This is a genomic window from Bacillus sp. TH30, from assembly GCF_016650875.1.
GTDB lineage: Bacteria > Bacillota > Bacilli > Bacillales > Bacillaceae_G > Bacillus_A > Bacillus_A mycoides.
Genome location: NZ_JAEKEY010000001.1, coordinates 256784 through 269397, shown reverse-complemented (window position 1 = coordinate 269397; position 12614 = coordinate 256784). Strand labels below are relative to the sequence as shown.

Genomic DNA, 12614 nt, shown 5'->3' with positions numbered 1-12614 from the left:
GAGAATACGATGAACCTTTTAAGACCAGTGCTATCAGATACTACAATTGTATTGGTCACGTTAATTATATCTCACTTGTAATAGCTTATAATAACAGGGGGAATTGTAGTGTTTTGATATGTATCTGTTTCTGTTTCACTATATTAACTATTATTTCATCGGGCTCCTTACTGAAATAATGAAGAATCATCATTTGTTTATTCTGATTTCTGGAAAAGTTTTAATAGATTCATGCTGAACAAATATACTTTTTAGGAAGAGGAGAGATTATTGATGGATAATCAATTACTATATCAACAGCCAAAAAGAGAAAAGGCACTCGTGATTGGAGCCGGTATTGCAGGTTTACTTACTGCACGCGTACTTTCCAGTTATTTTGAGACAGTGATAGTTGTTGAAAAAGATGAGTTACCTCAAAAACCATCTGAACGTCCAGGTACACCCCAAGACTTTCATCCTCATCGTGTATTACCACGCGGAGAAATAATTATGAACCGTTTCTTTCCTGGATATGTTGATGATTTATTAAATCTAGGGGCCCATAATGTCAAGAATGATAAAATGATTCGATTTTCTCCTTATGGGGCACTTGAACTAGTTATAGAACGAAAAGGTGCAGCGAGCAGTCGAGCGTTGTTAGAATGGACAATCCGCCAACGTGTACAAGAAATTCCTAATGTACATTTTCATTCAAAGCAAGCGGTGACAGGTCTTCTAACTTCGTCTGATCACAAGCGCGTTATTGGAATCAATATTCAAGAACGAGATGAATTAAAAACAAAGCGAACTGTGTTAACTGATTTGGTAATTGACACATGTGGTCGTCAATCTAAACTTAATAAATGGCTTACATCTATGGGATATGATGTTCCAGAACCAGAACGTTTAAAGGTGAATTTTGGATATAGCACGAGATATTATAAAGTACCTCCACATATCAAAGAGAAATTGAGTGCAATTTCTGAAGGAGATCCTGCTAAAAACGTTGGAGCTGTAGGGCTATTATATATTGAAGATAACATAGCTCAAGCGCTACTATTTGTTGCTGGAGGTACGCACTATCCGCCAACCAATTCAAAAGAATATGAAAAAGAACTGGATTCATTAGTTACCCCTATGATGAGGGAGTTAATCAAAGAGTTAGATCCAATTAGTGTCCCAAGAGGATTTAGAGCGCATGAATCAACTCGGCAACATTTTGAACAAATGGAAAATTGGCCATCTGGATTATTAGTGTTAGGTGATGCTTTTTGTAACTTTGATCCCATTTATGGACAGGGGATGACCGTGGCCGCCATTGAAGCTGAAATGTTAGATACTTGTTTAAAAGAACATTCTACTCATAAACCTGGATTCGAACGTAAGGTGCTGCAACGTATGCAACAAGCTGTTGAGCCGGCATGGTGGCTGAGTTCAATTGCGGATTTACGTTGGAAAGGTGTTGAATATGTAGGAGCTGTTCCACTAAAAGGTGTGAAATTTGCACAGAAATATTTTGATTTATATCTTAAACAAGCTTTAAAGCAAGCAAATGAGGGTAATTCATCCATGCTCCAAAAATATATAATGATGAATGGGCTAGTTCATTCGCCTCATGAAATCATTAACTCAGATATGTTAAGGATGTTAATCAATGGAGATGAGTCTTCAGAAGAGAATGAACTTTTGAACGAACTTGGAGAAGTAGATAAGAAACCAATGCAAGAAAGAATACATGAACTAATCCCTTCCTTTACATTAGCTTTTGAGAATAACATTACAAATCTGTTCTCTTCCATTTCAATTTCTAATGCCAAATGAGGAAAGGAAACATTACCCTGATTAGAGCAATGTTTCTTTTATTATATAATCAGTATTTAATCAACTACTTTTTAAATTGTTGGCATTATAGCGATTGGTGGTGCGTTCTGTAATGATTACGAGATAGAAAGAAATCAACAAGATTAGCTGTTAGTGTAAAAAAGTAGCGACTCCTAAAGAGTCGTTACTTTTTTATAATATCTTTTGTACTTTAGTTATGTTCAAAACTTAAAACATGGAATACATATGGTGTATATCCAGATGAATATGGAATTAAAATCCTGAAAAATTAACTATTATAAGTAAGTCGCTCTACAGTAGACAATTATTTATTATACTTGCAAGAGGGGGGATATAAATGAAAAAATATCTTTTAGATTACTTTCCGAATGTTAGTAAAGAGTGGCATCCAACAAAAAACGGGGAATTAAAACCTTCAGATGTTACCTATGGTTCAAAGAAAAGAGTGTGGTGGATTTGTTCCAAGGGACATGAATGGCAAACAACAATTTACGAACGATCAAAAGGAAGTAACTGCCCATATTGTATGGGAAGAAAACTTGCAAAGGAAAATAGCCTTTATGAAAAATATCCAGAAATAGTTAATCAGTGGCATCCAAATAAAAATGATAAATTACGACCACAGGATGTTTCAGCTAAATCATCTAAAAGAATATGGTGGTTATGTAAACGTGGACATGAATGGCAAACCGCAGTGTCAGAAAGGACGCGTGGTTACGGGTGTCCCTATTGTTCTGGTAAGTATATTTCTGAGGATAACAATCTTAAAGCTGTTTATCCTAAGATAGCAAAAGAGTGGAATTATACTAAAAATTTAGGTCTTTTGCCAGAAGAAGTATATTGCAATTCATCAAAAAGAGTTTGGTGGATTTGTGAAAAAGGACATGAATGGGAAATACCTGTTAGAAATCGAACAAAGTCTAAAACTAACTGTCCATATTGTGCAGGGAAAAAGGCTTCTGTTGACTATAACCTTCAAAAGTTTTATCCATTAATAGCAGCGGAGTGGGATTTTTGGAAAAACTCTGATTTAAAACCATCAGAATTTACGCCATCATCTGGGAGAAGAGTTTGGTGGATTGGACCTTGTGGTCACACTTACAAAAGCCAAATTGCGAGTAGAATAAGAGGTCGAGGATGCCCATATTGTGCGGGGAAAAAGGTACTGATTGAAGACTCTTTATTAATTAAGTTCCCTGAAGTTGCAAATGAATGGGATTATCAAAAAAATAAAGCCGAAAAACCAGAGCAGTTCCTCCCTGGATCGATGGAGATTGTGTGGTGGAAATGTAACAAATCCCATAGTTGGAGAGCATCAATTAATAATCGAACTTACAAAAGTTCCAAGTGCCCTAAATGCTTTGGAGCTACTTCATTCCCAGAACAAGCCATCTTTTTTTACATAAAACAATTATTTCCTGATGCTGTAAATCGTTATTTATTTGAAAAAAATTAGAAATAGATATTTTTATACCTTCTAGACGCGTAGCTATCGAATATGATGGACTTTACTTTCATAGTAAAGAGGAAAATGTAAAAAGAGATATTTTGAAAAATAGAAAACTGTGTGATGCGAGGATTCAATTAATTAGAATTAGAAATCCTGAAGCACCTAAAATAGAAAAATACAATTGCTTATTAATCGATATTGAAGATGATAGAGATATTTCAAATATTGAGGTCTCCCTCCATAAATTATTAAGGCATCTTAATGTTGAAAATAAAATAGAAATAAATCTTAATAAAGATTATGGCGCGATTGTTAAAAAAATGGGAAGTTTACCGATAGAAAAAACAGTAGCTTCAGAAATTGAGATAGTAATGGAATGGCATCCTTATAAAAATGGTGACTTGCTTCCACACATGATACTAAAAGGGTCAAAAAAGAAAGTATGGTGGAAATGTACAAAAGACCATGAATGGGAAGCGGCTGTGGGTGATAGAGTAAATAGAAAAACACGTTGCCCTTATTGTATAAATAAAAAAACAAGTACAGAAAACTCCTTAGTATTTACTCATCCAGGAATTGCTGCTGAGTGGGATTATGATAAAAATAGAAACTTAAGCCCTAAAGATGTTGTGGCAGGTTCATCACGTAGAATATGGTGGAAATGTAAAAAGGGGCATGAATGGAAAAATACACTTGTCCACAGAACAGCGAGAAATCAGAAATGCCCGTACTGTTCAGGTTTAAAAGCTAGTCCAGAAAATAATCTTTTTATCACACATCCGGATCTCATTAAAGAATGGAATTATAATAAAAACTTAAATATAACCCCTTACGAAATTACTTATGGAAGTATAAAGAAAGTATGGTGGAAGTGTGCGAAAGGACATGAATGGGAAACGTCTGTAAATAGTAGGACTAATCAAAAACAAGGTTGTCCATACTGTTCTAATCGAAAAGTTTGCTCAGATAATTGCCTAACAACAACTAAACCATTGCTTTCAAAAGAATGGCATCCTATAAAAAATTCGCCATTAACACCTAATAATGTTCTAGCAGGTTCAACAAAAAAGGTTTGGTGGGTGTGTCAAAAAGGTCACGAATGGGAAGCAACTATTAATTCCAGATCTAGAGGAAGTGGTTGCCCACATTGTTATAAATTGCGCAGAAAAAAAGGTCAACATAGATAGAAAAGATTGATGGATGTATTTTTGATGAATTATAGGAAGCAAGGTATTTGCTGTACGTTAAGACTATTTTTACTGTTAAATACGGACTATTTGGTAATGGAAAGTCGATATTTATTAGAAATTTAGCTGTCGTAACCCCTTCGCAAATAGGGAAAGTAAATTATCGTTTATAAAGGTATAACTTTACAGATATATAGAAAACTATAAAAAAACACGTCTACAAATGTAGACTTCCTAATTTATAGATATCTGTTTTCTCTCCAATCGCAAGATTATGAAAAAATATAATTCTAACAATGACTTGTTCATAACTTAAAGAATTAGAATATATTTTTTCAGTACTTATGGTAAAAAATGAGGAAACAGGTAAATACGTTCTTAATAAAGAAGAACTAGCGAAATCTTCATATAATAATGAAGAAAAAGCAGCTATTATTGCTTGGTTTTTCTATCAATCCAGTAGTACTATTTGGCTTTGCAGTAACTTGCGGACCAGCTCTGGCATATATTACACCTAATCCTCATGAATAATTAGCTTGGTATCGTATAAGTAAATTTCCTAAAATAAGAATCTCTTTTGTGAATCTATTAATGCAAAAGAGACTCTTTTATCTTTTTAAACAAGTATAGCTGTTAAATGTTAAAATATAAAGTATATTCTGTTAAAAAGTGGATTGAAGTAATTTAAACTTTCATATGTTATGCTTATTTTATACTAAATAACTTTCAGGTGAGGAGTTGACCAGTTATTATTATTATAGAGGATATATATAATGCTTCTATATTATTAATGTTTTTATCTATTTTTTGTTTTTATCTATATTTGAGAAAAATAAAGAGGGAAAGAAAGCTCACTGGTTTCGAACTTGAAATGTTCATCATAACACAAGTTGGTTACATTCTTTTGGTGCTCTATTTTATTTATATAGACTTTGCAAGATGTGTACTTAGAATAAAAACAAAAAGGATATTGAAAAGATCTTGATATTCATATCAAGATCTTTTCAATATGTAAAATTATTTCACTGCCTCTTTTAATTCTTTTCCAGCTTTAAAAGCAGGTGCTTTTGAAGCCGCGATTTGCATTTCTTCACCTGTTTGTGGGTTACGTCCTGTACGTGCAGATCTTTCACGTACTTCAAATGTACCAAAACCAAGAATCTGTACTTTATCTCCATTTGCTAACGCATTTGTGATTGTATCTAATAACGCTTGTGTTGCTGCAGCAGCATCTTTTTGTGTAAGTTCAGCTTTTTCTGCTACTACTTTTGTTAATTCTGTTTTATTCATTTTCTGCACCTCTTCATATGTAATTAGGTGACTATTATAACTTGTGTGTACTCATGATGCAATTATACTGTACATAGAAAAAGGCATAAGAAGGATATTAATTATCGCGCTAAACTCTGTTCATATTTCTTTACATCTTCCATAGTTTTAAATATTAACACATCAAAAACTCCTTTTTCATCCCCACATACAACAACAAAACCATCTGTTGCTTCCAGAACTCTACCGACGCCACCATCTGTAAGTGTAATACTGGTGAGATGTTTTACGTTCAGTTTTTCTTCTTTTCGAATGTAAGTAGTTATGGGTGTTCCTACAGGAAATGCGTCTGTGATCTCTTTTGTTGTATATGTGCCATCATCTATTGATTGAGTTTTAGCTGTAATAGAATCAGTTTGAGTGGCACATCCTGTTGAACATATTAAAAGAATTCCAGTAATAATACTTACACAAGCTGTTTTTACCATTCACAAAATCCTCCTATAACTGTTCGTATTGTCAACCCATTTAGGGTAACAAATTATATATACGAAGTTTGTTGGTTTATGTGAGTCGTAAATTAACAAAGATACAGGTATTTTGCCAGAATGTGTTTCAAAAAAAAGAAAAGACACCCAAAGGTGCCTTCCTGCGACTGGAACCATCGTAATATGGTATTGGGTGTCAACCCGATTATTATTTTATCAGATTAAGTAATTTGGGTTGTTGAGAAATATAATTCAAATCTATATTTTGTTTATTTTTGCTTCGTTAGCTTTTTTGTAGTGGATTCTTCAATCTGTTCAGATTTACATTTAATTTCATCGGTTATTGCTATCTTGCTACCCGGGCGCACACAATAACAGTATTTGTTGCACCAGAACCAAAAAAGTTAAAAGTCGAAACGTATGTTATTATTATATTGAGAATTATAAATTAAAGGTGGCATCTGGAAGGGAATAGTTATAAATGAAAACAATGAAGGGGAAGCTATTTTTTAGCATTGATATTATAGGTTGTATCCTTTGCATTATAATGCTTATTATAAGTCTTGTTAATTTTAGAACATGGGTACACCCTTGTTTATTTCTTGTCTGAGGACTAATTTTCCTCATTAATATAGTAAATACTCTTAAGGGAAAAGGACGTAATTCAAATTAAAATAAAATTGTATCCATATAACCAAAAAAAAGCTATTCTTTTTGTAGAAATATACAGAGAGGATGGCATTTTTTATAAATTTTTTGTTTTAAGATGAACTTCAATGATTTGCTGAGGGATTATATCAATATTTTCCTCCTTCACTTTTAGAACAGCTTGCTAGAGGGGGGGATTTTTTTAAAGAAAGGGAGCTTTTGCGATGTTACCTGATTATATAAAGATAGCTCATGAGATAGCTAAAAAAGCCCATGTTGGACAAGTAGATAAAGCAGGAATGGATTATATCAAACACCCTGAGACAGTTGCTAGCTTTGTAAATACGACCGAAGAGAAAGCTACTGCTTATTTGCATGATGTTCTGGAAGATACTGAAATAACTGCTGCTGATTTATTAAGTGCTGGTATACCTCATAACGTAGTGGAGGCAGTGCAGGTACTGACAAAAGAGAAATACATGCCTTATTTTGAGTATCTGAGCAGAGTGAAAGAAAATTTTCTTGCCCGTACTGTCAAACTTGCAGACTTAAAACATAATTCTGACCGCTCACGACTTGCTAGAATAACAGATAAAGACTTAAAACGATTGGAGAAGTACCGTAAAGCGATTCAATTTCTAGAGGAATAAAAGAAACAGCAACTTCTATAGTGGCAATCTCTTAGGGTACTATTTGTTTGAAGAAAATGCTTCTTGCAAAAGTTATAAGTCATGTAAGAACAATTCTCTGGTTGCTGTAAAATTAAAAAATAAGAGACGATATTCTAAAGGAGTCTAGAATATCGTCTCTTATTATAAGCCTTAAAACGTCAATTCAGGAATATGCAAATGATTTTTTAATAAGTTCCAAGTTTCATCTAGAATGGTTTTTGGTGGTATGTAAATAATTGTTCCATCTCGACCTCTGGTTAAAATAACTCTATATGCGTTGAGTTTAATTTGGAACGGATCTTCGACACCCCATTGATAGTGCTGCCCCTTCCAAGTCCCATTCTGTAGATATAAATCATCATCCCAATGAACGAGCGTCATATCTAGTTCAAGTCCCTGTGTTTGGAATTCAGTTGAGCTGTAGTTGAGCGCTCTACAATAGTATTGGGATTCAGGATAGTTAAAGTATTGAGCGATCTTACTAGGTCGTTCATATCGTTCATCTCTTGGTAGAACAGGGACTTCTTTTTGACGATCAGCGCCACCAGCACAGACAACACCAACTGTTTTTGTATCATCCTGATAAAGCTGATGTAAAGTGAGTTTGGCTTTGTCTAAATCACGCGTAATAAAAAGTTGATAATGTTCTTTCGGTAGATTACTAATAAGCTCTTTTGTTTTTTCAAAATTAGCATCCAATAAAGTCATAGTATTTTAAAGCTGCATGAGCACGGAAAGATGAGTTTAAATGTAGCTGAGAATGTGTTCTATAATGTGCTGCATTTGTAAATAAAGAATTAGAATGTTTAGAGTGAACAGTCACGTTTTTTCCCGCGATCGCAGTATTCCACAGAGAGAGACCGCCTTCTTCCCCAGAATAGATCTCCTGTCCGTCACCAATTAAGCCAATTGTTACACTCCACGGTTTATTGTTTGTTGTAATATTCATTATAATATCCGGTTCACTTAAGTTTTGGGCTTTTTGATTTCGTTTAGTGAGCGATTGATCGACTTTTTTTGTATCCCATGCTCGTTGGGCCTCATCAAAAATGATGATTTGTTCTTTTGGAATCATTCTCTTTTCAAGAAAATCCATTTTATAGCCATATAGACCTTGTACGAAGGTTCTATTTTTCAACGTATCTTGTAATACATCTACTAATGGGCCGTTACCAGATAAATAAACTGCATTTTTCATCTCATGTGCAATGGTTAGACCTAAATATGTTTTACCTGCCCCTGGCTCGCCAGATACTAAAATGAGATGATGGGTATTTGTATGTTGGGCTTCTTCAATAATTGAGCGTACAGTTTGTTGTACTTCTGGGAAATTACTGCTTGATACAGCTTTAATGTCAGGGAGTGGTTCATTATTTAAAATAGAACGAGCAGCTTCTAGCATAGAAGGTGAGGGTTCATAGACCCCATCGATTATTTCCTCTAGCGTCAAAGTTGGTACTTTTGTTTTATTGATGATTCGTTTAAGAATGCTTTCCAATCCATCAACTGTTGAAATGGTTACTTAATAATCTTTTTGGAAAACCCAGCGTTCACCTTCATAGTTTGTAAGCAGTAAAACACCTATGACTTGCATGTTAGATTGTTGAATAGCCGAATGATAATGTTCGAGATCACGCATATAAAGGGATGTTTGGATATATTCAGAAGGGGAAACGTTATTATAACTTTTACATTCGAGAACTATCAAATAACCATTAATCAATAAAAGTACATCTGTACGACGACCGCCTCCGCGTAAAATCTCATATTCAAAAATAAGTGATGCATCTAAATCAGAAAATCGATTAAATAAATCTTGTAGTTTATTATAACTATCAATCCATGCTCTCTTTTGAGAATCTATTTTGGGATCATTTGCATTGGTTTTATAAACATGATTAAGTAATTGTGTAACAAAGAATTGTACATCTAATTGCTTAAATTGTTCAATAGTTCCACCCCAGCCATAGTTCAAGATAAAGGCCTCCTTGTGATATGGTTTTATATATGTACATCCTTATTATACGAAATAGAATAAATAGTTTGGAATAAGAAAAGAGTTAATCCTTTTAATTGAGCATTTTCTTTCTCAATTTACCGATTAAGATGAAGAGGTTAAGAAGGGGAGATGAAGTGAGCTAAGATTAAGTTGTTTTAGTAAATTCACTTCATTTTACAGCAAGGATTATGGGAATAATATTTGTGATGTTATATCATAAAATACAATCTATTTTACTCGGTATTATTTTGCATATTACATGGAATTTAATTGTAGGTCTTCTAATAGTTTTATCGTGATGATTAGTTCTAGATAGTAAAATTCATATTGAATTTATATTTGATTTAAAAACTCTTTTAATAATAAATTAAGAGAGTTTTTGTTACTATCAGGGGATTGTTAATTATATTACTTGAAATAAAAAAGAAATACATCGTACTATAGCACATGAAGAGCTTAAAATTTAAAAGTGAAAGAGGGCGGTATGAAAGTTTTAAAGCTTACAAAATAAAAAGGCAGTTATTTCGATTTTTCTTTTTTGATTCTATTTGAGAAGGATTGGGGTTCAAAATAAACAATAAGAGTATAAATTGAAAAAATAAAAATACAGTTAAAAATTTTTATATGTAAATTAAGATAAGTAATGATCAAGTAATGATCAAGTAATGATCAAGTAATGATCAAGTAATGATCAAGTAATGATCAAGTAATGATCAAGTAATGATCAAGTGATGATCAAATAATGATCAAGTAATGATCACTTAATCGAATCTTTGTGTTATAATGTATACACAAAGATGTAATTTGTATTTACAAAATAAAAAAGAATAAGTGTTCCAGCACTTATTCTTTAAAGAAACAATAATAAAACGATTAACCAGCATACTTATTTTTTTAGACCGTTTTCTATAGTTCCAGCTACAGTAACGGTTTTTTTCTGTTGTTCCATAAATGCTTTCCTTTTAAAATAATAGTCTATGTATAATTTTCCAACACATTCAATACTATTAAATAACATCAAAACAATAGCACTTATTACGACATTCTCCATTTAAAACACACCCCCTTTCCACACACAGTAAAAGAGAGTTAAATCGTCTTATTATTGCTGATATATATAGCATACCATATAAAAAATACTTATCCTATAAAAAAATGACGGAAAATAATTTACCGTCATTTTTTTAAACTGCTATACAAATACTGTCTTTTGATAATATAAAAGTTAAACTTTTATATTATCAAAAAAATGAGAGTATCATAGCAAAAAATGTTTGTATGCTAATCTATACGGTATTACCTTATTTTATGTATATGATAATTTCTATTCTTCTTTTTTGGGCATCAGAATTTAAAATTCCGACTATTAGTCTTACACCAAGTAAATTCTTTTTTTCTTTATTTACCGTATAATCATCTAGTAAAATTCTAATACTTTCTTTAATATGTTTTTTCTTTTCAAATTCACCAAAGTACTTTGGGTTGTCTAAAGAAAATTTTATATTTTGTAATATCTCAATCAAATAAGAAATCCTTTGATCGCTCCACCTTAAAATTTCATCATAGTTATTTATTCAGGTTGCCTTTTAAAATTAAATATCTTCCTTGTCGGTCAAACCCTGAAAAGCTTGCATTAATCATCGAGCTGAGTTCTTCACGAATACTATCTTGCTTTTCTTTAATGAGTCTTTGCGCTTCACCATTCCTAGGCAATTTGATGCGGAAGATGACGGTATCTCTAAAAAGATTTACATATGATCGTGTTATGGCATTATTTACTTGATTTTGAGAAATTGCGACTAAATTTTCATTGTCAAAAATCCACATAAAATGATGAATTCGTCTAGTAAAAATAAAAGATAGAATAGTGTGCATTATATTATCTTTTAGTATGAAACGAATTAGCATGTCGATGAATGTAAACGCAATAATGGAGCCGACTATAAAATAGAAATACTTTTTTACGATCCATTCAAAAGAATCTGCTAAACCTAGTTTAGTAAGCTTTAAAGTAATAAGAAAAACAATACAAAGCAGCAAAATATAAATTGCGGTGAGATATACCTTTATTAGTAGATTTGAAAAGCGATACATATTATAGCCACTCCTTTACAGTAGGCATTAAGATCGGCATGACATTGTTACTATGGACGCCATCTATTAATTGGATGATACCGGTTGCGACGCCTTTTGGAATAACAATATCCTCGCTATTATCCAGATCAGGAAAAAGAAATTGTGTGGTCTTTTTGTTTATATTGCCTAATTGTAAGACCAAGTTGCACTGCTCCCGAACGCTAATAGGTAGGGCATTAACATCAAAGCGTTGACTGACTAAGATCAAATGGATTTTGGTGGAGCGACCAAGTAAGGCAATTTGACTTAAAAGCGAGAAAAAATCTGCTTGTATCTGTTTGAATACACCCGTGGTTAAAGCTAGTAATTCATCTATGACTATCGTTTGATGTCGGAAAATTACGGAGGGATTATCGAATAACTCCTGTTGTCTTTGTTGAATAAGAGAGACATATTCGCTCAGCATATCGCTAATTTGGTTTACAAAGTCATTTTGACTACGATTATTTTCGGGTTTAATCAATCTGATGCCATTTTGGTGTGCAAATTTACTAGGGCTGTCAAATTTGGGATCAACAATCACCATATCTGAAAAAGATTTGATGGCGGACATAAGATAAATCAGACTTTGGCTTTTCCCACTGCCGCTGTTACCAGCGATAGCTAGATGGTAGACTTTACTGTAATTGAAATCTAAATTTCCCATTAATGGAATCGATTTTTCTTTGACTTTGCTAGCTAGAAAAAAGGAAAGATCATCAATGATCATTCTTTCTGGAATTCCTTGATACCACGGGAAAAATAATCCTCTAGCAGTATGCATATCATTGTCAGATGTTTTAACAAAGTAGGTTCCACTTTGTTTTAATAGTGTGAATTTTGGATACAGGACGCCACTAGCTAATTGAAAGATACGATTATACAAATGGTTATTTAATATGAAAGTTGAAGGGACGGCGGGTTTGAAAATAAAGCCGTCCCTCAGAATTTCAACATCAAATGAAT

12 protein-coding genes and 1 pseudogene are annotated in these 12614 nt (G+C 32.9%); 6 read left to right on the top strand and 7 right to left on the bottom strand.

Annotation, left to right across the window (positions count from 1 at the left end; all coding sequences use genetic code 11):
• Window positions 1-273 precede the first annotated feature (273 nt).
• The 4 genes from JFU20_RS01380 to JFU20_RS29975 all read left to right on the top strand — a co-directional run bounded on the left by JFU20_RS01380 (window position 274) and on the right by JFU20_RS29975 (window position 5443).
• Window positions 274-1800, top strand: a complete 1527-nt coding sequence (locus JFU20_RS01380; protein WP_201038231.1) for an FAD-dependent oxidoreductase — start codon at window positions 274-276, stop codon at window positions 1798-1800.
• A 358-nt stretch (window positions 1801-2158) separates the two neighbouring features.
• Window positions 2159-3277, top strand: coding sequence for a zinc-ribbon domain-containing protein (locus JFU20_RS01375; RefSeq protein WP_201038230.1), 1119 nt, complete (start codon window positions 2159-2161; stop codon window positions 3275-3277).
• Window positions 3278-3369: 92 nt separating this feature from the next.
• Window positions 3370-4458, top strand: a complete 1089-nt coding sequence (locus tag JFU20_RS29980) for a zinc-ribbon domain-containing protein (RefSeq protein ID WP_242488131.1) — start codon at window positions 3370-3372, stop codon at window positions 4456-4458.
• 790 nt (window positions 4459-5248) lie between these two features.
• Window positions 5249-5443 carry a hypothetical protein gene (locus tag JFU20_RS29975; protein WP_242488130.1) on the top strand — a complete coding sequence of 65 codons (195 nt, stop codon included), beginning with the start codon at window positions 5249-5251 and terminating at the stop codon, window positions 5441-5443.
• A 32-nt stretch (window positions 5444-5475) separates the two neighbouring features.
• Here JFU20_RS29975 and JFU20_RS01355 read toward each other — a convergent pair whose 3' ends face one another.
• On the bottom strand, window positions 5476-5748 hold the full coding sequence (locus tag JFU20_RS01355; protein ID WP_001043940.1) for an HU family DNA-binding protein: 273 nt from the start codon (window positions 5746-5748) through the stop codon (window positions 5476-5478).
• Window positions 5749-5849: 101 nt separating this feature from the next.
• On the bottom strand, window positions 5850-6215 hold the full coding sequence (locus JFU20_RS01350) for a hypothetical protein (protein WP_002144197.1): 366 nt from the start codon (window positions 6213-6215) through the stop codon (window positions 5850-5852).
• Between the two features lie 872 nt (window positions 6216-7087).
• On the opposite strand from JFU20_RS01350, the gene JFU20_RS01345 reads away from it, so the two are divergent.
• Entirely contained in the window at window positions 7088-7513 is a 426-nt protein-coding gene (locus JFU20_RS01345) for an HD domain-containing protein (RefSeq protein WP_201038229.1), read from the top strand.
• A gap of 171 nt (window positions 7514-7684) precedes the next feature.
• Here the strand turns inward: JFU20_RS01345 and JFU20_RS30505 are convergent.
• Window positions 7685-9509 (bottom strand): annotated as a pseudogene (locus tag JFU20_RS30505) (DNA/RNA helicase domain-containing protein).
• Window positions 9510-9721: 212 nt separating this feature from the next.
• Between JFU20_RS30505 and JFU20_RS30640 the strand changes: the two are divergent.
• Window positions 9722-9832 carry a hypothetical protein gene (locus JFU20_RS30640; protein ID WP_374222316.1) on the top strand — a complete coding sequence of 37 codons (111 nt, stop codon included), beginning with the start codon at window positions 9722-9724 and terminating at the stop codon, window positions 9830-9832.
• A 587-nt stretch (window positions 9833-10419) separates the two neighbouring features.
• Here the strand turns inward: JFU20_RS30640 and JFU20_RS01335 are convergent.
• The 4 genes from JFU20_RS01335 to JFU20_RS01320 form a co-directional block, all read right to left on the bottom strand.
• Window positions 10420-10584, bottom strand: coding sequence for a hypothetical protein (locus JFU20_RS01335; RefSeq protein ID WP_201038287.1), 165 nt, complete (start codon window positions 10582-10584; stop codon window positions 10420-10422).
• Between the two features lie 250 nt (window positions 10585-10834).
• Window positions 10835-11056 (bottom strand): hypothetical protein, encoded by a 222-nt coding sequence (locus JFU20_RS01330; RefSeq protein ID WP_201038228.1) that lies wholly within the window; start codon window positions 11054-11056, stop codon window positions 10835-10837.
• 43 nt (window positions 11057-11099) lie between these two features.
• Window positions 11100-11627 carry a hypothetical protein gene (locus JFU20_RS01325; protein ID WP_201038227.1) on the bottom strand — a complete coding sequence of 176 codons (528 nt, stop codon included), beginning with the start codon at window positions 11625-11627 and terminating at the stop codon, window positions 11100-11102.
• Between the two features lies 1 nt (window position 11628).
• Complete coding sequence (locus JFU20_RS01320; protein ID WP_201038226.1) at window positions 11629-12534, bottom strand: type IV secretory system conjugative DNA transfer family protein; 906 nt, start codon at window positions 12532-12534, stop codon at window positions 11629-11631.
• Window positions 12535-12614: the final 80 nt, after the last annotated feature.